This is a genomic window from Paraburkholderia sp. BR10954 (genome assembly GCF_040965775.1).
Classification (GTDB): domain Bacteria; phylum Pseudomonadota; class Gammaproteobacteria; order Burkholderiales; family Burkholderiaceae; genus Paraburkholderia; species Paraburkholderia youngii.
Map to the genome: position 1 here is coordinate 38,226 of NZ_JBFRCK010000041.1, position 21,599 is coordinate 59,824.

Sequence of the window (21,599 nt, forward strand, 5' to 3'; positions counted from 1 at the left end):
GGCGGAAGCCCGAGCACCATCCAGTCCGAGTCGGGGCTCCCGCTTGTGAATGACATCGCTGATACGTCGCGCTCTATTTGTGCGCAACGTAAGGCGTCACCATTTTGCGCGGATCGACGATCCGGTCGAAGTCCGCTTCGCTCACGTAATTGAGCTTGAGTGCCGCTTCCTTCAGCGTGAGGTCATTGTCGTACGCGTAATGCGCGATCTTCGAAGCCTTGTCGTAACCAATGACCGGCGACAGCGCAGTCACGAGCATCAACGAGCGGTCCACGTACTCCTTGATCTTCTTCAGATTCGGCTTTGTGCCTTCCACGAGGAACTTGCGGAAGTTCGTGCTGGAGTCCGTCATGATCGTGATCGAGTGCGTGATGTCGAAAATGATCAGCGGTTTGTACACGTTCATTTCCAGGTATCCGCTTGCGCCGCCGATTCCCGTGGAAACGTCGCTGCCCATCACATGCGCGGCGACCATCGCGAGCGCCTCGGCCTGCGTGGGGTTGACCTTGCCGGGCATGATCGACGAGCCGGGCTCGTTTTCCGGAATGATCAGTTCTGCAAAGCCGGCACGGGGCCCGCACGACATCAACCGGATGTCGTTAGCGATCTTGTAGAGCGAAACCGCCAGCGTGCGCATTGTGCCCGACAGGTGAATCAGCGCATCGTGAGCGCCCTGAACGGTGAACTTGTTCGGAGCGGTCACGAACGGCAGGTTCGTGAGGCGCGCGATCTCCGCCGCGACAGCGGGCGCGAATTGCGGCGTCGTGTTCAGGCCGGTGCCTACGGCAGTCCCCCCCAAGGCAAGGCGATAGGTTCCCTTCAGCGCATCGTCGAGCCGTTCGAGGTTGTCGGTCAGCATGCCCTCGTAGCCGGACCACTCCTGACCGAGCGTGATCGGCGTTGCGTCCTGCATGTGCGTGCGACCGATCTTGACGATGTCCATCCATTCCTTCGCCTTCGCGCCGATGGAATCCCGCAGGTTCGCTATGGCGGGCATCAGGCGGCGCTTTACGTTGATCGCCGCGGCCACGTACATCGCGGTCGGAAAAGAGTCATTGGACGACTGCGACATGTTCACGTGATCGTTCGGATGAACCGGCGTATGACTGCCGAGCGGCGTGCCCGCGATCTGGCAACAGCGGTTGGAGATCACCTCGTTCACGTTCATGTTGAACTGCGTGCCGCTGCCGGTCATCCATACGTGCAGCGGGAACATGTCGGCATGCTGACCGTCGATGATTTCGTCGCACACCTTGACGATCAGGTCGTGCTGCTGGTCAGTGAGCCGCTTCTCCGAGTAATTGACGTTGGCCGCTGCCTTCTTCAGGATCGCGTAAGTGGTAACCATCTCCCTCGGCATCAGATCGGGGCCAATGCTGAAGTGCTCAAGGGAGCGCTGCGTTTGCGCACCCCACAGTTTGTCGGCAGGCACATTGACGATGCCCATACTGTCAGTTTCCTGGCGGAAACCCGCCACCGACGCGGATGCCGATGCACCCGCACCACCCGTTTGTGCAAACGCTCCTGTGCTGGCAAGCGCCACCGAGGCAAGAAGGGTGGATTGCATCATTTCCCTGCGATTCATCTGCGTTCCTTTACTATCCAATTGCGACGCCGTGTCCGGCCTGTCGAGAGATTCAACGCCGCTGGACTGCAGCGGCACCCGAGTCGGGGCGCCGTTTCCGATATTCGACTGCGCGTCCCGATGACAAGCATTTGACCCGCGAGCGGTTATCGGAGCGTTTCGGATTTGAGCGTTGCCATTGCAACTGAAACACGGGGAATGATGGTAGTTGCAGCCGTAACAAGCGGCGCAATCAGGGAAACAGGAAGGTAGCTGGCACTAACGAAGATCTTCTAGCCGGTTTTCTCGTCGAGACTCCGGAGTGGAGCGGCTTTCCGTTTGACTGTGCTGCGATTTGCCTACCGAAGAAACCTGTCGGATGAAAAAGCGAAAGTTGACGATCTTTTTCAGCGACGTATTTGCCGTTTGCGGCTCGCACGCAGAGCGGCGTCACGCTGTAGGGTCTTATCGATACGGGCGTCGGGCGGACGTTTGTGGGGAACCGGGGGCTGTAGCATGCAGTGCTGCGGGTGCGTGTGTGGCACCCGGTGAGATAAAGCCAGGACGGGCAGTTCAAACTCCACAACTTATGGGCGCGTAAATTCCCACCTTCGTGAAGCAGGATGAGAGCTTTATTTAGCTCTCTTTCGTTTTTGCGCGAAAGGGCTTCGTCAGCCTCCTCGACCCGATAGCTACGACCGTCGAATTCGAGCAGGCCAGTCAGTGCATCGTGTCAACTTCGACCCGCACAGCGGCTTCCTCGACGACCGCACCCTGCGCGGCCGGCGCACTGCTCATGCGATAGCGCGCGAATGCCTCGTCCGCATCGCGAATGCGTGTGCGTCCGTGCGGTGCCGGCTCGCCGTTCTCGCCGAGGTTCACGAAAACCATCTTCTCGACCGTCAGAATGCTCTTGCGCGTTATCTTGTTGCGCACTTCACAGCGCAGCGTGATTGACGTACGGCCAAAGTGGGCCGCGGTCATGCCCAGTTCGATGATGTCGCCTTGGCGCGCGGAGCTGACAAAATTGATCTCCGACATGAACTTGGTCACCACGCGCTGGTTTTCCAACTGGCAAATCGCGTAAATGGCGGCTTCTTCGTCGATCCAGCGCAGCAGACTGCCGCCGAACAGCGTGCCGTTCGGGTTCAGGTCTTCCGGCTTGATCCATTTTCTGGTGTGGAAATTCATAGCTTCTGTGGAACTGAAAGTGGGTCCGGCACCGTGCCGAACCTGGGGTTAGCGCTAGGGAATATAAGAATGCCGGTCGCGTGTCATCCTCAATGCAGCTTGATGCGAGGGTTCGTCGATCGGCGCAGCCAGTTCGCCATGGTGTCGAGCACCATTCGCCGGATGCCGTACAACGCCGCCACATGCATGCGCTCGAGCGATGTGTGCAAGCCGCGCGCAACCAGCCCGGCGACGTACAGGCCTTCACCGCTGCCCGCGACGAGGTTTCCGACCGCGCCGAATCGGCTCAACGAAACCAGAGACCCGAAGTCGCGATACCGGAACTGTCGCAGCGTCTTGCCCTCAACGCGGGATGTGAGCGCTTCGACTAGAAAAGCGGCCTGCTGATGCGCCGCTTGCGCGCGCGGCGGCACGCCACCGCTTTTTCCCGGCCATTCGCATGCTGCGCAGTCGCCGAGCGCGAAGACGTCTTCGTCGGTTTCGGACTGGAGCGTATCGCGCACAACCAGTTGGCCACGCCGATTGATGTTCAAGCCGTCGAGCAGGGAAAGCACGGGCGGCGCGGTCACGCCAGCGGACCAGACCGTCAAATCCGCGCGTATGCGCTTGCCGCTGCCCGTGAGGACACTGCCGGGGAGCACGCGCGCGACGGACTCTCCAACCATCAACGTCACGCCCAATTGGCCGAGACGTTCGGCCGTTGCGCGTGCCACGCGCTCTGGAAGGGCCGGCAGGATGCGCGGCCCCGCCTCGATGACGACGATTCCCACATCGTGCGTCGGGTCGAGATCGTGAAGTCCATATTGCGACAACTCGCAGGCGGCGTCGCGCAGCTCCGCCGACAGTTCGACACCCGTTGCCCCTGCACCGACGATGACCACCTGCATGCGCGGCGCGAGGGCGCCGTTCTCACTGCCGCGCGCGGCGCCGGCCCGACTGCACGCTTCGATGAAGCGCCTATGAAAGCGCTCGGCCTGGTCGACCGATTCGAGCGCGATCGCATGACGGGCCGCGCCGTCCACGCCGAAATACTGAGTCGTGCTGCCAATCGCGATCACCAGCGTGTCGTAGTCGAGCGCGCGCTGCGGCAGCAACTCGACACCTTGATCGTCGCGCACGGCCCCGAGCATCACCTGCTTTGACGAACGCGAGAGTCCGACCAGTTCGCCCTGCTGGAAATCGAACCCATGCCAGCGACCTTGGGCGGCATAGGAGAGCTCGTGGGCGGCCGGGCTCATGCTGCCAGCTGCCACCTTGTGCAGCAGGGGCTTCCAGATATGGGCGGGGTGGCGGTCGACCAGCGTGACGCAAACATTGCGCTCGCGTTGATGCTTGCGCAGGCCGAAGCGGTTACTCAGCCGGGTCGCCAGCTCAAGGCCGCCGGCGCCACCGCCTACGATAACTATGCGATGCATTCAGGCACCTTCGTTTCAGTGGGTTCGATGTCGGTGCGCCGAACTGCGCCGGGCGGCGCAGTTTGAGACGCGGTCATGCGGCGGCGCTGAAGTCCACGACGCCTGGATAATCCGGACGATATGCGCAGGCGCGGATGTGAGCCGCCATGTCGGCCGGGCGCGGCGCACGGGCAAAGCCTCGGTCATGGATGAAGCTCGCCACGCGCGTGGCGACGCGCAGCGAAGCTTCGAGAATCGATTGCTGCGGCGGATAGATCAATCCCTTCTCGAGGTCGGCGGCGGATACCTGTTCGGCCACTGCCTGCGCAGCAATGATGAACATTTCATCGGTCACGCGCGTGGCCTCGGTCGCGTAGATCGCCATGCCCAATGCGGGGAAGATATAGACATTGTTGCCTTGCCCCGGGACGAAGGTGCGGCCGTTGAACGTCACCGGCGCGAACGGGCTCCCGCTCGCGAAGATCGCACGACCATCGGACCAGCGATAAGCCTCTTCGGCCGTGCATTCGGAACGCGAGGTCGGGTTCGAGTAGGGGAAGATGATGGGCCGCTCGTTGAGCGCGCTCATGGCCTCGATCACATCCTTGTCGAACAGGTGGGGCACGGTGCTCACGCCGATGATGCCCGTCGGGCGCAATGCCTGGATCGCGTCGACGAAGCGGTCGACCGGAGCGTGGTCGAGCGCGAAGGGGCGCTGGAAGTCAGCCAGATCGTCGCGCGAACTCACCAGCAGGCCGTTCACGTCGAACAGCGCAGTGCGTTGCAGCGCTTCCTCGCGCGACAGACCTTCCTGCATCATCGCCTGCGCGATCAGGCCCGCGATACCGGTTGCCGCGGCGCCTGCGCCGAGGAACAGGAAGCGCTGCTCCGAGAGCTTCTGACCGGTGATGCGCAGGGCGCCGTAGATGCCGGCGAGGGCGATCGCGGCTGTGCCTTGAATGTCGTCGTTGTACGTGCAGATTCGATCCCGGTAACGGGCGAGCAGCGAGACCGCGTTGAAGTTCGCAAAATCTTCCCACTGAATACAGCACTTTGGAAAGCGCAACTGAACCGCTTCGACGAATTCCGCCAGAAATGCGTCGTATTGTTCGCCGCGAACGCGCCGACGGCGCAGGCCGAGATATAGCGGGTCGTCCAGCAGTGCCTGGTTATTCGTCCCTACATCGAGCATGACCGGCAGGCAGACTTCCGGTGGCACACCCGCGCACGCGGTATAGAGCGCGAGCTTGCCGATCGGAATGCCCATGCCGCCGACGCCCAGGTCGCCCAGTCCCAGGATGCGCTCGCCGTCCGTCACTACGATGAAGCGAACGTCTTCGACCGGCCAGTTGGCGAGCAGTTCGTCGACACGGCCGCGAGCCGTGATGGGAAGGTACACGCCTCGCGTCGCACGAAAGATATGGTCGAACTTCTGGCACGCCTCGCCAACGGTCGGGGTGTAGACGATCGGCATGAACTGGGCGGGATCGGACATTACCGTCGCATAGAACAACGTGTCATTGCGCGCTTGCAGATCGGACAGCAACAGGTATTTCTGTAGGTCGTTGTCCAATGCTGCGACTTCGGCCTTGACTCGGGCAATTTGCCGATCGAGCGGCAGCACCGCGGGAGGCAGCAGCCCCTCGAGCCCATAGCGGCGGCGATCCTCTTCGCTGAACGATGTACCGCGGTTGCGGCGGGGATCCTGAAGGATTTGACGTGCGGTCAGTGCGTTACTCGTGCTCATAACATGCTCCACAATTTTTCCAGATGACATCGGCGGCAGCCGTTCGCAAGCGCGCGGTGGTTGCGCTCCAGGCAATGTCCGGTTGGTTCTTGCCTGCGTTCGGGGCTAATTCTTGTTCTCCCTGGGCAGGTTGTCCAGATCTTCCAATTTACAAATGAAATCTGCCTGATGTCATCGATCAAAAAAACGCCTGCTGGTAAGCGGTTTTCGACTTGAAACGGATTGCCAATTAATCGGGCAGAGCCGTGCTTTGCCAGAGGCGCGTGAGAAAATCAGGAGGCACCTTCGCAATTGTTACAACTGAAACCGTGCACGGCTTTCGGCATGTGCCGTACATCCGATATCGATGGATCACTGATGGCTGTAAACCGTGTCCACGTTGGCGCTCAACACTGCGGGGCGTCCTGCATCGGAAGAACCACTCGCAGCACTACCGTAACCGCCGTCCGCTTTGGCTTGCTGCGCGGCCACCTTGGCTTCAGCTCCCTGGATGTCGGCGGGGTAGAACGGGTCTGTGCCGCGAGCCGGGTCATAGCCGGCCTTTTCAAGTTTGACCAGTTCGGCGCGCACCTGCACGCGGGTGACTGGCTGGTTGGATTGAGCGAACACAGCCACCGGAACAGCAAGGGCAGCAGCGACGACAGCAGCTTGAATAAGGGACTTCATGGTACTTAACTCCAGACTGTGGTTGGTTTCCGTTACGAACAGCCCTGTTCGTAAATCAGTGAACACAGTCTAGTCAAACCGGTCCCTAAGATTAAGCCGCGTGTCTGAAGGGACTTTTCCAAGAAGCTGAGGAAACCCTGGTACGGCGACGAGGGTGCCGCTGGCCGCTCCCGAGAGTGGTCCGCACTTATCGACCTGGTCCGAGTAGCAGCAAACAACCGGCTTAACCGAATGGAGTTACGACGCCTGACACATGCCCCGGCAGCATCAAATGTTTCCGCGCCTTTCTGATGCGGAGATCCGTAGTGCGAGCCGCTATGGCCGCCCCAAGGCGTTCAAGGCTGGCGATTCGATTTTCACGGACGGGGCGCGTTGCCGAAGGGCTATTTATCTTGCTGCACGGGAGTGTCCGGATCTATTCGTGCGATCCGCTACGACGTACCACGGTCGTGACAGACCATCATGACGGCCATTTCATGGCCGAAATGGCTCAATCCTGAGGGCGCCCGACGAAGTGGAACTCGCCACCCGGCTCGGCCTCGTGCCGACGTTCAGTGCGTCGCAGCGTTACGACATCGCATCGTTTAGGAATGCGCGACCGAAAGCGTGGCGAACGAGGCCACCGCGGTGTCGGCAACCGCGTATGCATCACCCGCGCATTCGCGCTAGTCACTGACAGGATTGCTGCCCGCGCTGAACGCAGCCCGAACTTCGTTCACCGTCTGTTCAGGCGCTTGCAGATGCGGAAAATGGCCGAGTTTAGGGAGAATCGAAAGCTTCACGCCGTTACGATTCGCGTACTCAACGCCCATTTCCTTCCCGATATAGATGTCCTGCTCACCCCACACCACCTTCACGGGGATCTTCAGGGTTGCCATATTGGCTTCGAAGTAGTCCTGGTCGCGGGTGAAGTGAGAGTAGTAATGAAAAAAGGCATCTGCCGAAGTGACATCACCGCCCCAGCCTTTCGCCATATCGTCCCTGAACTCCTGAGGCAACGCGTAGCGCTCCTCTGCCGACATGCCGCGGAAGAATGTGTTTGCCAGGATTTCGTCACGGTTCCTGTTCATCGCGGCACGCACGGCGTCGGACGAAGCCTTTGACTTCAGGCCCTGCAGGCTATCGTACATGTACTGTGGGCGGTTGAACGGGGCAAAGTCGCCAACGATGATCTCCCTTGCGATATCCGGTTGCTCCAATGCCGCCAGCAGCGCAGGCAGGGCCCCGATATCGGTTGCATAGATCACCAGCTTCGAACTGTCGATGCCAGACGCCCGGATATAGTCAGCCAGCACGTTGGCATAATCCTTCGGCGCGTACCCGAAGCGATCAGCGGCTGGACGCGAAGACTGTCCGTAGCCCGGCCAGTCAAAAGCATGCACCTCGTAGTCGCTCGACAGGGATTCGGCGATCGGCTTCCACGCATACATCGTCTCCGGGAAACCGTGCAGGAACAGTACCGTACCCCTGGATTGCGCGGGCCGATAGATCATATGACGCAGCTTGATGTCAGGATCGACCTGCAACTCGCCGACTTTAACTTTCGGCGCCGACGAGGATGATGCCGGCACTATCTGGCATGCGGAAACGCCCACAGCTACTATGGGGAAGACCGTCGCCTTCGTTACTAGTTTGAACATGATCGTCACTCTCGTTTAGTGCGAAATTGCGTCAGCTGAATGCGCTTCGTTGCTTCGGAATTCCTTGGGGCGCCCCAAAGCGGCGGCGCAGCAGCCCGGTACGCTCCAGCGCTTACTACTGGGGCGAAGGCGGATTCAAAAGCTTGCCCAACGGCTTCAGTGGACCCATTGGGAGCATCGAGAATGTCATCAAATGCGCTTTCCCCAATGGAAGTGCCTCGAGCATTTCATGTGCTTGACTCACGTCGGTAACGTTCAAAATGAACGCCACCCCAGCCCGGTCTTGCAGTGAATACCACTGATCAATCTTGCCCTCGAGGTAGAGTTGCGCCGTCTCGCGAGCTTCGGACGGAAGAATGTCTTGGACAAGCTGCATGTCCGTGCCCGGCGGAAAAGTACCAATCGCCAATATCTTCGTGGTCGGCGTGGCTGGCATCGGAGTGGTGTGGGCCATGGAAACTCCAGCGGAAGCGATCAGCACAGTGCTGTCGTCAAGTTAAGAAGAAGCCGTTTCATCGCTCGGCCTCGAACACTGTCTGTGAATGCGGTTTTCAGCAGCTCGATCACATTGGTCGTGCGATAGCGTTCGCGTACGTCATCAGGAGCATCTGTCATCGAGAAGTCGCTCCAGTGCAACCGTCCTCGCGTGAAGCCTGGCCCGATACCGTATTCAGTGCCGCTGCTTCAGGTCCGCTCAGATAGCGATCCCGGAAGCGCTCATCGACCCGCTCCCACATCAGTTTCGAAAACAGCAGCACCGCGTTGAGTGGGCGATGACTGATGACCACGGACTCCGTCTCGCCGTGCTCGTTCATGTGCGCGACGACCACCGTCTCGATCGGCACGCCCTGGATCTGCGAGCGATAGGACTCCATATACAAGCCATCGCCAATCGCGCCCTTATAGCTGTGCTGTTGGAATTCATAGAGCGAGACCGCGTGTTTGATCACGGAGAGAATATCGGCTCGTCCTTCGACTGGACGCTTCAGCACGGAGGCCTCGAGCGTCGCGTTTTCAGCGAGGTTGGTCAGCCAGAGCGGCGGACCGCCTGCGGGTGCCATTACGGGGGCTGTGTCGTTGAATTTCATGCTGGGCGCTCCACTGATGATTTGCTCGCGATGCCTGCGCTGGCGGCATCGAGCGCTGCTTCGAGCGTGATGCGCGCTTTTTCGAGCCGGCGTCGGGCAAGCCGGGCAACGCCTGCGTCCCGCTCCGACTCTCCCGCCAGCAGCGCATGAATATCGGGCAGCATCCAGATCGCGCCGCCCGTACCCCAGGCGCCATCGGGTATCTCGGTTGGGAAGACCCAGACGCGCGGCGCGACGTCATCGAACGGCCTGTTCTCCGCGCGCGCCACCGCTTCCGTGACCTGTCTGACGAGCCAGCGACGCGATTCGTCGGTGTATTGCCCCTCGGGTACGGACGGGATGATCCGGTAGCGGATCGTGTTCGTGCGTTCACCGCCGACGTAGATCGCAGCAGGCCGATGAAGATGGAATACAGTGACACGCGGTGCGATCTGACTGGCGGGATCGTACCCTTCGGCCCTGATGAGAATGTCGGTCAGTTCCTTGACGAGGCGCGCTTGGGCCTCGGGCGTCAAGGCGTCCTCGGGCCACAGTGCATCGATCATTGGCATGGTGCTGCTCCTGCGTTCAGTTCATGGGATGTGGCGATAATCGGGGTTTACCGGTTCGCCCCAAAGTGGCAGCATCGCCATTATTCGTGGAATTTCAGACACACTTATGGCTATCGCGACCGCTGCCGGGGATGCCCGCAAGTGCTCCGAACTGTGCCTGCCGGATGCACGAGCGGTCCGCAGGTTTATCCGCGCCCAGACCATGCTGTTTCGCTTACGTGATCAGTCGGTCGACGCTTGGTTACTGTCCCGTCGAGATCATGCGGGCCGCCTCGATCCGGATCGCCTTATCAAGCCGGTCATTCTGCCGCTCGCGGGCGGCCCTGACAGCTTCCCGACGTCTTTCCCGCACTGCTTCCGCTATATGGCAACACAGATCCGGAAATCGGGCATACGCCTCATTGGGCGACAGGGCGCAGGGTAGTACGTGAAAGGATTGGGGGCAGGGGAAGGGGACAACTGCCGCTGAAGACGTCCCTTCCCGGCAGAAGATCACGAACTGAAATCTGCAGGATGCTCAATGCGCAGTTGTCGGCCATTGCGGACGTTGGAGTGCCGGCCACTCTGAGGCAGTTGGGAGGCGCTTTGCCGCCGTTCGCTCCGTCGTAGCCTCGAATGTCAGGTAGGAGCGTACTAAGCGGCGTTGAGAAATCCACTACACCGACGACCGGAAAAACATCAGCGCGCGCCCGCTCGTCCTCGCGGCGACGGCGACCAGATCGTGCCGATCGACGGCTCCGCCAAGCTAACCACGAAGATCGTCAAAAACGCCGCTGAACGGCTAGGCTGCGCCCCCAACATGGCATGTCCGGCACGCATGTCGACGAACCCAACGCAGATCTGCTTACCCCCTTCGGAACTGCTGTGCACTCCAGCGTACTCGCATGGGGATGATCTGAGCTATTCATAACACTTCAGGTTTTATCAAGGACTTTAAGGTGCGCGATCCATAAGCTGCAAGGGTTCGATGACCGCTCTGACGCGGCATCATTCGCGCGGACGCGCGAGCTTCAAATTTTTAACGGCGGACAAAAGCTTCGCCAAACAAGGAGATCGACCCGATGAAACTGTATTCGAAGCTCAAACCGGCCGCAGCACTCGCTACCATCGTTCTGTTGACGGGCTACGCTGGCAGCGTGTTCGCCGACGACGCGGCGGTCTCATACTTGCCGCCCGTTCAGGCGCATTCCGCCGTGCCGAAGGATCCGGTCAAGGCGCAGCGTAAGACAGAGCAGAAGGCCGAGCGTGCTGCCGACCGTCATTTCGCCACCAACGTTCGTAAAGCAATCATCAAGGCAGGCGGGGTGGACGCTTCGCATATGTCGGTCGTCGCCAAGTCGGGCGCCATCACGCTGGAAGGCTCCGTGCCCGAAGCGGCGCAGATCGACCTCGCGCAGCAACACGCGCAGCAAGTCGCGGGCGTCACCGGCGTGACGAACCGGCTGAGCCTGGCAACTGCGGGACATTAAGCCGCCATCTGCATAGCGTGTGACGCGAAGCACGAGGTGTACGGCTACTCGGCTTTCCGGCACGCGCACACACCGCCCGAGACCGTCATTTCATTGCGATTTCTGCAACGTGGGGTTGCGTGGCGTCCGGCTTCCGGAGGGCAGGCGCCTCTTAGCCTTCCGATCTGACAAGTGTTGCCCTTCATCCGCGCCAGTGTTCGGCGGCCGCGAATACGGGGTGACCGGACCCCGCCTCGCCAAACCATGAGGCCTTCCCGACGGGGATCCGCTACCAGATCGAAGGCGCCGGCCGGTTGCTGGAAGTGCTGGCCGACTTCAACACGCCGCAGCGGCCGGTTTCCGTGGTGTCTCCGCCCACTCGCCATATGCCGCCCGAACTGAAGGTGTTCATCGAATGGCTCTCGGGCGCTCTACGCGGGCATTCCGGCGTTGCAGCGGCAGCGTCTTTCATGAGCGGGTGCGCGCTCAAGCGTGCAGTGGCGTGCTGCTTGCGATGGTGGGGCTCGCGGCGGCGCCTGATGCGGGCGCGCTGCCGGGTTTGCATCTGCGGCTAACGCTTCTTAGCAAACTTTAACTGAGCGGTCCGGCCCCGTCGCCTGGACAATAGCGGTTATCGGGACTCGGCATCGTTTCAAACTCAGCAGGTGCGCTCGGCACTGTGTGTGGCACGAGCGGGAGTCCCCGCCAACCGCTCAACTCTCCTACGTCGGCTTTTATGGACCACGTTCAGCCTGCAAGTACCGTCGATTCCGCGTCATCGCGTCTCGCGACGCCGTGGTCGTCCCACCCGGTCCTGGACCCCGACACGCAGCAGTTTCTCGATCTGGTCTCCGAAGCCGGCATGCATCCGGATTCGCTGCTCGCCCAAGAGCCATCGTTCCCCGGCCGCGCCGACAGTGACGACAGTTGCGCAGACGAATATGCCGTCACCACCGAAGCGCTGACCTTCGAGACCGGACCGACGGGCGCCATTGACGTGCACATCGTGCGACCGGCCGGCGCGCCGGGCTTACTGCCGGTCGTGCTCTACTATCCGGGCGGCGGCTGGCGCATGGCGAGCTTCGCAACCCACCGCAGGCTCGTCTCACGCCTTTCCGCTGAAGCAGAGGTGGCGGTTGTCTTCGTTCGTTGTTCGCCCGCGCCTCAGGCGCTGTTCCCGACACAGAACGAAGAGGCATACGCCGCGCTGCAATACGTCGTTGCACATGCCGAAGTGCTGCAGCTCGATGGCCGCGCGATCGCGGTGGCCGGCGATGGTGCAGGCGGAAACATCGCTGCAGTCGTGGCGCGATGGGCGAGAGACCGGCATGGCCCGAGTCTGCGCCTGCAAGCGCTGTTTTGCCCCATCCTGTCGGCAGACGCCACCACGCAGTCATATCGTCAGTTTGCGACGGGGCCCGGCATGACGGCCAGGGCGCTGGAGCGCTTCATTGAGTCACAGTTTCCTGAGAGATCGCGGTCACTCGCGGCGGCGATGCCGATAAAGTCGAAACCCGCCGAACTCGAAGACCTGGCCGCCGCACTCGTCATCACGGCAGAGAACGACATTACGCGAGACGACGCCGAAGAATATGCCCGCAAGCTCATGCGCGCAGGCGTCAGAGTGAACGCCGCTCGTTATATCGGCACGATTCATGACTTCATGGTTTTCGACGGGTTGGCTGACACCTGCCCGACAGACGCTGCGTTCAGACACGCCAGCAGCGTTATAAAGCGCGCACTCCGTCGGTAGCCGACATAACTTCAACACTGACCGCTGGGGAAGACACGCGTGTCTATTTCCCTTGCTGGAGGCGACCTTATGAAAATCGGCCGGATCGAACTCGACATGAACGCGCGATGTTTGCGGCGCGATGGCCAGGACCTGCGACTGGGCTCGCGCGCCTTCGACTTGCTGGCGACGCTCGCCTCGGCAAACGGTCGAGTGGTGTCGAGGTCCGAGCTGATGCAGACGGTCTGGCCCGGCACCGTCGTCGAAGACTGCAATATCGACGTCAACATCTCTGCGCTGCGCAAGGCGCTGGGTGATGACCGGGACCTCATAGTCACGGTCGCGCGCCGTGGCTACCGGTTGGCCCCGTCTCGGGACATACAGCCGAAACTCCGTACTGCCGCCAGTCCGCGGCCGCTCCCGCGCCGCGTAGGGAATCTCGTCGGGAGAGACGTGGCGGTGGCCAAGGCAGCCGAGGCATTGGTCGACTCCCAGGTGCTTACCTTGACGGGCACAGGTGGTGTCGGAAAATCGAGTCTTGCACTTGAACTCGCCTATCGGATAGCGCCGTCATGCCCGGCGACGGTGGCCTTTGTCGATCTTTCATCCGCAGCCACGATCGACGAGGTGCTGAGTGCGATTGAGTACGGTTGCGGTGTCGACATGCCGGAGGACGTCGTCTGTTCCGAGCGTCTGGGCGCAGCGCTGTCGAATGCGCCGTGGTTGTTGATACTCGATGGTGCGGAGCACGTCATCTCAGTGGTTGCACAAATCGTGGAAGCATTGTTGGCGGCAAGCCTGAATATCCAGTTCCTGGTGACGAGCCGGGAGCCGCTGAAGATTCGCAACGAGATGGTTTTCCGGGTGAACCCGCTTGGCGTTCCCAAACTTACGGACCGTTGCGACGAGATGTTGGACAGCCCGGCTGTCCAGCTCTTTGTCCACCGTGCGCAGCAGATGCATCCGAGGTTTGTCCCTAGCATCGGCGAGATAGCGAGCATCGCAAACATTTGTCAGCGCCTGGATGGTATTCCACTCGCAATCGAGTTGGCCGCCGGCAGGGCGGAATTGTTGGGCGTCGAAGGCGTGCAGCGCCTGCTGAGCGATGGACTGTCGTTCCTATCCGGGGGATACCGCACTGCGACGGCGCGGCATCGCTGTCTACGGGCGGCCTTCGATGTCAGCTTCGACCTGTTGAGCGACTCGGCCCAGTCCCTGCTCGTTCAACTTTGCCGGTTCGTCGGACCGTTTAGCTTCGATTCGCTGCGTGGAGTCGTCAACGACATGGCAGTGACGACAGGCAGCTTGATTGAAAACATCGATGAGCTTGTCTCGAAGTCGCTTGTCAATGTCTGTATCGACGGGCCGGAGGCGATGTATAGCCTGTTCGAATGCACCCGGACGTACGTCGCAGAGAAATTCCAGTGCGCGTCGAATGAGCACGTCGCCAGCAGGGCAGTTCAGATACCTCTCGAAGGCGATGTAAGCTTTCCCGGCGAGCTGTTAGCCTTGAGCGCCTGAACAACGAGCCCGTTCGTCCATCGGGCCAGCCGGAGTCGAAGCCCGAGCGACGTAGACACATGGCGCGGTCCCTGCAACGCTCCTGACGCCGCCGGGATCGGCGATAGCCGGCAAGTCCTACCACCCGTACTTGAGTTCGACGCCCGCGTAGTCGGCATTGCGGCCGCCCGCCTTACGAATCGAGTCTCCCACCTGGAAGTGCACGGCTTCGACCGAACCTACCAGGTTCGCCGCAATCGTCCAGTCCGCGCGCAATTGCACGTACATACCTGTCCACAGGCTGCCTTTTCCCGCCGTGCCCGGCACAGGCTGATTCGGCTGCTGGTATACGGCGTCGCCGGTCGTCTCGCGCCACTGGAAGCCCAACGCGCCAAGCAGCGTGAGACTGGCCGAAGGCTTGAGCGTAATCGACGGTTTGATATGGATCAGGTTCGCGTAGCCGGTATAGCCCGCCAGCGTGAAGTAATAGCCGTTCGGAAATAGCGGATTGAAGGTCTCGAGCCGACCATCATGCGGGTGCCGGTCGCCGGACGCCGCATCGATCTGCAGTGCGACGCGCGGCGTCCACGGCATGTCGAATTTGTAACCTGCGAGCGAGCCAACCGCCCACGCGAGAACCGTACTATTACCGACCGTTCCCGTCTGCAGCATCGCCTCCGCATCCCAATCGACGCCGCCGCGTGTGCCGAAATAGTGCAGATCCCAGACGTCGCGGTGCTCAGAACCCTGAGCGTCGAGGTATCGCGCATTGGCATTGTTATAGCGGGACCAGTACCCCGACATGTCACCCGGCCCGACGGATTGCCGCTCGAAACGCACGCCGCTGAAAGTGAGATTGCGGTTCGACACATCGTCGAACACGGTCGCGTTGCGGTACTGCACGGGCTGCGTTGCGTAGGCGATAAAGCGCCACTTCTGGTATTCGTAGTCTGCCCAGATGGCATCGAAGGCCTGTCGTACGTTCGGGCCATCGCGTACGGCAATGAAACGCTGCAAGTCGAATGCCATTTGCTGGCGGCCAACGCGAAACTTGAACGTACCGCCACCGAGCGCTCCAGTGTAGGCTACGAATGCCTGCTCGAGATCGAGCGGATTCTTGTCCACCGGCGTGACCACGTTTTTGCCAAATGCTCGCGCATCCTCAAGTTGGACGAAAAACTGCCAGTGCTCGGTGAGATGTGCGTCGGCATGCACTTCGATGCGCTGAAGCAGATAGGTGTCCGACTGCGCAGAGCCGACACCGAACAGCGGGGCGTCATTGGTTTCGACACGCTCACGCAGGTTCGCACCAAGCGACAGATATGACGCGGGGTCGCCGCCGAGCGGAATGTACTTGAGGCTGTCGAGCGGCTTGCGCGGAACGCAGGGGGCCGAAAGCACCGACCAGTCCTCCTGCCAGCGGTTGAACATCACGGCAGGACGTTTGACGTTACACGCGTCGCTCGATGCGGCGTCGTTCACTGCCGTGCCTGCGGTCGCGCCGACCGGGTCAGCCGCGAGGCTCGCATCTGCAACCGGTTGCGCAGCCGTTTGCGCGAACGCCGCGTCGGCGCCCGCCAGCAGCAGCCCGGCGATGGCCGTCAAGCGCGCGGCCTGCGCGCGTCGGCGAGCGCGCATCGTACTCGATACCATGGATTTCCTTGCCTTTGTCGGCTTATGTTTGTGTTGGCCCGTCCCACTCACGCGCCGAGCCTGCGCAGGATGATTCCCTGCACCGCCTGGATTCATGAGTGCCCCGGTGCAATCGCGCGCTCATGTTCTCCCGTGGTCGCCGCGAGCCCGACGAGGGCACACGCCGGCGCAAGCAGCGCCCAGAAGCCCATATAGACCATCCCTAGTGCGCCGGCTACCGCGCCAACCGCAAACGCGACAATCGCCGGCATCATCGAGCCGAAGCGCGAGCGCGCCGCGGTGCGCACGCTGTCGGGCGTGCCCGGCGACAGCATGTCGATCACATCCAGAACGGCTTGCGTGACATTGCCCGTCATGACGGTGTTGGGCACACCAGGGCGTTGGACCAGGCGCGGATGCGCATTCTGCACCCCCATCGCGAACGCCCCCACGACGCCCGCCAGGATGACAGGCAGGCTATCTGGCTGGTTGATCGGCGTCGCCCATACGCCGGCGAGGCAAAAGCCGAATATCAGCACGGCCTGCACCGCATAGAGCAGGCGTGCGCCCTGACGTGCCTGCCGCTGCGGGAGCCAACGCACGAGCAGGCTGCTGAGAACGACCCCGCCGATAAACGCGGGGAACACGATCAGCTTGAGCAGAACGCCCTGACCGGAGCCGGCGATGCCGGCGCCGATCAACACGAAGTTGCCCGTCACGTGTGCGGTGAACAAACCGAACAGAGCAACGAAGCTAAGCGTGTCGACGAAGCCGGCGATCGCGGCAAGGATCGTGTCCTCGGATTTCATTGCGCCGCGCCCGTGTGAATTTCGGCGATATAGCCGCCCGGGAACTGCACGATCGCGGCATCACGGCCGGCCGAGGTGAATGGCGGCGCGAGCACATTGACGCCAGCGGCCTTCGCCTTTTGAAGCGTATCGGTCAGATTCGCTACTTCGTAGCCGGTCACTTCGCGCCCGAACGGGTAAGGCAGATGACCGTCCGTCACGAGCACGGTCATCTTGCCGAACGGCGATTCGATACGAATGCGGCGATAGCTGTCTTGAGGCCTGCCGATCTCGACACCCGGCGCCTTCAGGTCATCGGACACCACCTTGCCGTGCGAGAATTTGACGAAATCGTGAACCAGCTTGTGCACGCTTTGCGGCGACACGTACACCCGATTCTCGGGAATGGTCTGCAGCTTGTCGTAATGCGGGGCCTCGGTGTGCCAGTAAAGCTGCATGTTGGTGCCGCCCGGCCATGTGATGATCGCGTCGCGGCCGATCGGGTCGGGGAACGTATCGACGATCACATCCGCACCGAGTGCGCGCGCCGACTTCACCGCCGCATCCATGTCCGTCACGAGGTAGCCCGTGCGCTCCGCGCCGAACGGATACGGCATGGGCGTCTTGAAGCCGAACACGGAGATCGTGCCTGCCGGGGTAAAGACGAGCTGCGACATCGTCTGGCTCGGTGTCGGCGTAACCTGGAACACGCCCTGCTTCGACTTGCTGCCGCCAAACGTCGCCACGAAGCTGTCGGTGAAGCGGTCGAAGTCCTCTGGTGCCACGTACACGTGCGTCGTGTCGTACTGCGGACCGACGGCGACCGACGGCGATTCCATCGGCATCACGGGCGGCTTCGCTAAAGCAACGGGCGCGGCAACGAGACCGCCCGCGATCATCAGGGCAACTAAGGCAGTGCGAATGGCTTTCATAGCGGAATTTCCTTGATATTTCATCGTACTGATCAATCGGTCAGGCGCGGCTCTCGCCGGCCGGACGCTGCGTATCGTCGAGCAGGGTCGCGAGCACGAGCCCCGCGATCAGTCCAAGATGCTCGAAAAAACTGTTGAGCGCGATGAAGCGCTCGACGCCGGCATGGTTCCAGAAGTCGTTGGCAACCAGCATCGCAACGACGGTCAGCATGCCGAGGCCGCCTGCGCCGATCCCCGTGAAGCGGCGCAATACCACGCACAGCGAGCCGACGATCTCGACCGCCACCGCGAGAGCGGCCCACAGGGCGGCCGGGTGCAGGCCGAAATGCGCCTGCTCCGCAATCGCGCCCTCGAAGTTCAGCGCTTTGCTGATACCGCCGATAAGGTAGGCGGACACGAGCGCAAGACGCACGAGCGGCCCAACCCAAGGCTGCGATAGCACCGCGCGAACCCATGCGGGGTTGCCACGGCCGTTCCATATCGTCATGTCAGATCGCCCAGCAGGAACAGCCGAATGCACCCCAGAAGCCCTTTGCATCCGAAGTCGGCAATGCAGTGGCCCACGCGCTCGCGTGCGCATGGCCGTGCAAACCGCAGGCGCTCGCGCAGGCGCACATCGCGGCGGCGGCGGCACCTGCGAGCGGCGCGCCCTCGCGCTGCGTCGCGCCCCAGCCGCCATAGCCGCCGTATTGGCGCACCGGCGACCAGTCAGGCATGGCAGGCGGGATCGGCCGATCGTGTTGCGAGAACGGGCCCGCACCCCAGACGATCTTTCCGCCGACCACCGTGAGCAACGCGGTGGTACCGGCAATGTCGTCCTCCGCGCACGAGAAGAAGTCACGGTCGGGAACCATCAGGTCGGCGAGCTGCCCGGCCACGATGCGCCCCTTCTTGCCCTCTTCGTTCGAGAACCACGTCACGTACTCGGTCCACATGCGCAGCGCCGTATCGCGATCGAGCAGGTTACGTTGCGGATACATCCGCAGACCGCCAACCGTCTTGCCGCTCACGAGCCATGCAAGCGACACCCACGGGTTGTACGACGCGACGCGCGTCGCATCGGTGCCAGCCGAAACCTTGAGGCCCTTCTCCAGCATTCTCGCGACGGGCGGGGTGGCTTGCGCCGCTTGCGCGCCGTAGCGCTCGACGAAATACTCGCCCTGGTAGGCCATGCGATGCTGAACCGCGATGCCGCCACCGAGCGCTGCAATGCGATCCATCGAACGCTCCGAAACGGTTTCCGCGTGGTCGAAGAACCAGTTGATGCCGTCGAGCGGAATGTCCTTGTTGACCTTCTCGAACACATCGAGCGCACGGCTGATGGTTTCGTCGTAGGTCGCATGCAGGCGCCAAGGCCAGCGGTTCTGTGCGAGTACCCGCACCACGCCTTCGAGTTCGCCTTCCATTCCGGGCGGCAGTTCCGGGCGCGCCACCCGGAAGTCCTCGAAGTCGGCCGCCGAAAACACCAGCATTTCACCCGCGCCGTTGTGGCGGAAGTAGTCCGAACCATCGTGATACTTGACCGAGCCGGTCCAGTTCACGAAGTCTTCCTTTTCGGCCTGCGGCTTTTGCGTGAACAGGTTGTACGCGATGCGCACCGTCATTTCGCCGGCATCATGGAGCTTGCGGATGACTTCGTAGTCGTCCGGATAGTTCTGCGAGCCGCCGCCGGCATCGATCGCGCCGGTCACGCCAAGGCGGTTGAGTTCGCGCATGAAATGGCGCGTCGAATTGTATTGATACTCCAGCGGCAGCTTCGGGCCTTTCGCGAGTGTCGCGTAGAGGATCGACGCATTGGGGTTCGCCAGCAGCAGCCCGGTGGGGTTGCCAGCGCTGTCGCGCATGATCGTGCCGCCCGGCGGCTCCGGCGTGTCCTTCGTATAGCCGACGACGCGCAATGCGGCGGCATTGAGCAGCGCCCGGTCGTACAGATGCAGGATGAACACGGGCGTATCGGGCGCGACGGCATTCAGTTCGTCGAGCGTCGGCAGCCGCTTCTCTTCGAATTGGTGCTCGGTGAAGCCGCCGACCACGCGCACCCATTGCGGCGCGGGCGTGACCGCAACCTGCTGCTTGAGCATCTCCATCGCAACGGCGAGCGAACGCACGCCGTCCCAGCGCAGCTCCATGTTGTAGTTCAGACCGCCGCGGATCAGATGCAGGTGATTGTCGATGAGGCCAGGCAGCACCGGCCGGCCACCGAGATCGATAACTTTGGTCGCGCGGCCCGCGAGCGGCATGACGTCCGCCTCGCTGCCGACCGCGACGAAGCGGCCGTCGGCAATCGCCACGGCACTGACGACCGGGTTCGAACGATCCAGTGTCGTGAACCGTCCGTTATGCAAAATCAGATCGGGATGGGTAGCGGTTGCGCCCATTTGCGTTTCCTCGTTTCTATCAGTTCGATTAAAAGCCCAACAACTGCCTCAGGGATGGCACGGCCTGCGCGCCGATCAACATGCCAAGCAGGCCGATGAGGGCAACGAGCGGAGGCGCGGGTGAGCGGACCTTGATCACGCTGTAGATCACGCCTATCAGCATCCCTGCTGCGAGGGACAGCAGATAAGATTCCATTCGATCAGTCTCTCTGTGAGGTTGGAATGCTGATGCGAGACCTCGCGGTTCAACCCGAGTACCTCGCGGGAGATGCACTGCAGCGCAGAGATTGGTAGATCGCATGCGCTGCCGCCGCCTTCACGCGGAGCGCATCGCCCCGGTTTCGGCGATCGCGACGAGGCGATCAGCGTGCCGGTACAGCCGGCAGCACCTCGTGCGGCGTAGCCGTGCGCTGCGCTGCCTTGTGGACCATCGTGTAGGCGTAGTCGACCCCCATGCCGTACGCGCCCGAGTGTTCCTTCGCGATCGCCATCACAGCGTCGTAGGTCGCGCGGTGGGCCCAGTCGCGCTGCCATTCGAGCAGGACCTGCTGCCACGTGACGGGCACGGCCCCCGCCTGGACCATGCGCTGCATGGCGAAATCGTGCGCGTCTTTCGACGTGCCGCCCGATGCATCGGCCACCATGTAGATCTCGTAGTCGCCTTCGAGCATCGCGGACAGCGCGAATGTGGTGTTGCAGACCTCGGTCCACAGACCCGCCACGACCACCTTCTTGCGGCGATTCGCCGCGAGCGCGTCGCGCACCTTCTGGTCGTCCCACGAATTCATCGACGTACGTTCGAGCACTTTGTGCTCGGGGAACACGTCGAGCAGTTCCGGATACGTGTAACCCGAAAAGCTTTGCGACTCGACCGTAGTGATGGTGGTCGGAATGTCGAACACCTTGGCCGCCTTGGCCAGACCGACGACGTTGTTCTTCAACACCTGGCGGTCGATCGACTGCACGCCGAACGCCATTTGCGGTTGGTGATCGATGATGATCAGTTGGCTGTTCTGCGGAGTGAGTACTTCGAGCTTCGAATTGTTCATGACGGGTATTTCCTTTGAACCGGAAAGAGGAGGGAGTCGCCGTGCCGGCATGGCCGGTGGGCGTCCGATGTGCATTGGCGCTGGGCGATTCGGCATCCAGCTGCGGTTATTTGACACGCGAAGACCGGGCAGCAACAACTAAAAATCGATTAAATTTTATTTCTCAAATAATTAGTCGGGTCTGAATAATTCGTTTTGGACGGCGCTTGCCCTCACGGCTGGTATTCGACAGCGATTGAGCGGTTGAGCAAAGCGGCCAGAACAGCGGCGTAAAAAAGCCTCAGCTTCCTGAGGATCAT

General features: G+C 61.7%; 21 protein-coding genes and 1 pseudogene. 6 read left to right on the top strand and 16 right to left on the bottom strand.

Features of this window, described 5'->3' with window-relative positions; genetic code table 11:
* Positions 1-73: 73 nt before the first annotated feature.
* From fumC to AB4Y34_RS35555, 5 genes are all read right to left on the bottom strand, one after another.
* Positions 74-1,585: a class II fumarate hydratase gene (gene fumC / locus AB4Y34_RS35535; protein WP_368718678.1), complete on the bottom strand. Its 1,512-nt coding sequence runs from the start codon at positions 1,583-1,585 to the stop codon at positions 74-76.
* 699 nt (positions 1,586-2,284) lie between these two features.
* Positions 2,285-2,755, bottom strand: coding sequence for an acyl-CoA thioesterase (locus AB4Y34_RS35540; RefSeq protein WP_368718679.1), 471 nt, complete (start codon positions 2,753-2,755; stop codon positions 2,285-2,287).
* A gap of 89 nt (positions 2,756-2,844) precedes the next feature.
* Positions 2,845-4,170: an NAD(P)/FAD-dependent oxidoreductase gene (locus AB4Y34_RS35545; protein WP_368718680.1), complete on the bottom strand. Its 1,326-nt coding sequence runs from the start codon at positions 4,168-4,170 to the stop codon at positions 2,845-2,847.
* 73 nt (positions 4,171-4,243) lie between these two features.
* On the bottom strand, positions 4,244-5,896 hold the full coding sequence (locus AB4Y34_RS35550; RefSeq protein WP_176384778.1) for an NAD-dependent malic enzyme: 1,653 nt from the start codon (positions 5,894-5,896) through the stop codon (positions 4,244-4,246).
* Between the two features lie 351 nt (positions 5,897-6,247).
* Positions 6,248-6,562 carry a DUF4148 domain-containing protein gene (locus AB4Y34_RS35555; RefSeq protein ID WP_176384780.1) on the bottom strand — a complete coding sequence of 105 codons (315 nt, stop codon included), beginning with the start codon at positions 6,560-6,562 and terminating at the stop codon, positions 6,248-6,250.
* 259 nt (positions 6,563-6,821) lie between these two features.
* Between AB4Y34_RS35555 and AB4Y34_RS35560 the strand changes: the two are divergent.
* A pseudogene (locus tag AB4Y34_RS35560) lies at positions 6,822-7,059 on the top strand (cyclic nucleotide-binding domain-containing protein); the annotation flags it as partial.
* 168 nt (positions 7,060-7,227) lie between these two features.
* On the opposite strand, the gene AB4Y34_RS35565 reads toward AB4Y34_RS35560, so the two are convergent.
* The 4 genes from AB4Y34_RS35565 to AB4Y34_RS35580 all read right to left on the bottom strand — a co-directional run bounded on the left by AB4Y34_RS35565 (position 7,228) and on the right by AB4Y34_RS35580 (position 9,841).
* Complete coding sequence (locus AB4Y34_RS35565) at positions 7,228-8,202, bottom strand: alpha/beta fold hydrolase (RefSeq protein ID WP_368718681.1); 975 nt, start codon at positions 8,200-8,202, stop codon at positions 7,228-7,230.
* Positions 8,203-8,317: 115 nt separating this feature from the next.
* A complete protein-coding gene (locus tag AB4Y34_RS35570; RefSeq protein ID WP_176386092.1) occupies positions 8,318-8,656 on the bottom strand; it encodes a muconolactone Delta-isomerase family protein in 339 nt (112 codons plus the stop codon).
* A gap of 157 nt (positions 8,657-8,813) precedes the next feature.
* Entirely contained in the window at positions 8,814-9,290 is a 477-nt protein-coding gene (locus AB4Y34_RS35575) for a hypothetical protein (protein ID WP_368718682.1), read from the bottom strand.
* Complete coding sequence (locus tag AB4Y34_RS35580; RefSeq protein ID WP_368718683.1) at positions 9,287-9,841, bottom strand: Tautomerase enzyme; 555 nt, start codon at positions 9,839-9,841, stop codon at positions 9,287-9,289. Before AB4Y34_RS35580 ends, AB4Y34_RS35575 begins: the two co-directional genes overlap by 4 nt.
* A gap of 106 nt (positions 9,842-9,947) precedes the next feature.
* Here AB4Y34_RS35580 and AB4Y34_RS35585 point away from each other — a divergent pair, with 106 nt between their 5' ends.
* The 5 genes from AB4Y34_RS35585 to AB4Y34_RS35605 all read left to right on the top strand — a co-directional run bounded on the left by AB4Y34_RS35585 (position 9,948) and on the right by AB4Y34_RS35605 (position 14,542).
* Positions 9,948-10,265: a hypothetical protein gene (locus AB4Y34_RS35585; RefSeq protein WP_368718684.1), complete on the top strand. Its 318-nt coding sequence runs from the start codon at positions 9,948-9,950 to the stop codon at positions 10,263-10,265.
* Positions 10,266-10,902: 637 nt separating this feature from the next.
* Positions 10,903-11,310: a BON domain-containing protein gene (locus AB4Y34_RS35590; protein WP_176383750.1), complete on the top strand. Its 408-nt coding sequence runs from the start codon at positions 10,903-10,905 to the stop codon at positions 11,308-11,310.
* A 293-nt stretch (positions 11,311-11,603) separates the two neighbouring features.
* Positions 11,604-11,864 carry a hypothetical protein gene (locus AB4Y34_RS35595; protein ID WP_176383748.1) on the top strand — a complete coding sequence of 87 codons (261 nt, stop codon included), beginning with the start codon at positions 11,604-11,606 and terminating at the stop codon, positions 11,862-11,864.
* 161 nt (positions 11,865-12,025) lie between these two features.
* Complete coding sequence (locus tag AB4Y34_RS35600) at positions 12,026-13,042, top strand: alpha/beta hydrolase (protein ID WP_176383746.1); 1,017 nt, start codon at positions 12,026-12,028, stop codon at positions 13,040-13,042.
* A 69-nt stretch (positions 13,043-13,111) separates the two neighbouring features.
* The gene (locus AB4Y34_RS35605) at positions 13,112-14,542 is read left to right on the top strand and encodes a winged helix-turn-helix domain-containing protein (RefSeq protein WP_176383744.1); all 1,431 of its coding nucleotides are present in this window, start codon (positions 13,112-13,114) and stop codon (positions 14,540-14,542) included.
* 117 nt (positions 14,543-14,659) lie between these two features.
* Here the strand turns inward: AB4Y34_RS35605 and AB4Y34_RS35610 are convergent, their stop codons facing one another.
* From AB4Y34_RS35610 to AB4Y34_RS35640, 7 genes are all read right to left on the bottom strand, one after another.
* Positions 14,660-16,174, bottom strand: a complete 1,515-nt coding sequence (locus AB4Y34_RS35610; RefSeq protein ID WP_368718685.1) for an alginate export family protein — start codon at positions 16,172-16,174, stop codon at positions 14,660-14,662.
* A 92-nt stretch (positions 16,175-16,266) separates the two neighbouring features.
* A complete protein-coding gene (locus AB4Y34_RS35615; RefSeq protein ID WP_176383740.1) occupies positions 16,267-16,962 on the bottom strand; it encodes a YoaK family protein in 696 nt (231 codons plus the stop codon).
* Positions 16,959-17,873, bottom strand: a complete 915-nt coding sequence (locus AB4Y34_RS35620; protein ID WP_368718686.1) for a glyoxalase — start codon at positions 17,871-17,873, stop codon at positions 16,959-16,961. Before AB4Y34_RS35620 ends, AB4Y34_RS35615 begins: the two co-directional genes overlap by 4 nt.
* A gap of 40 nt (positions 17,874-17,913) precedes the next feature.
* Positions 17,914-18,360, bottom strand: a complete 447-nt coding sequence (locus AB4Y34_RS35625; RefSeq protein WP_368718687.1) for a DoxX family protein — start codon at positions 18,358-18,360, stop codon at positions 17,914-17,916.
* A gap of 1 nt (position 18,361) precedes the next feature.
* The gene (locus AB4Y34_RS35630) at positions 18,362-20,251 is read right to left on the bottom strand and encodes an amidohydrolase (protein ID WP_368718688.1); all 1,890 of its coding nucleotides are present in this window, start codon (positions 20,249-20,251) and stop codon (positions 18,362-18,364) included.
* A gap of 28 nt (positions 20,252-20,279) precedes the next feature.
* Positions 20,280-20,447, bottom strand: coding sequence for a DUF1427 family protein (locus AB4Y34_RS35635; protein WP_013092658.1), 168 nt, complete (start codon positions 20,445-20,447; stop codon positions 20,280-20,282).
* 166 nt (positions 20,448-20,613) lie between these two features.
* Complete coding sequence (locus AB4Y34_RS35640) at positions 20,614-21,300, bottom strand: hydrolase (RefSeq protein WP_368718689.1); 687 nt, start codon at positions 21,298-21,300, stop codon at positions 20,614-20,616.
* Positions 21,301-21,599 lie beyond the last annotated feature (299 nt).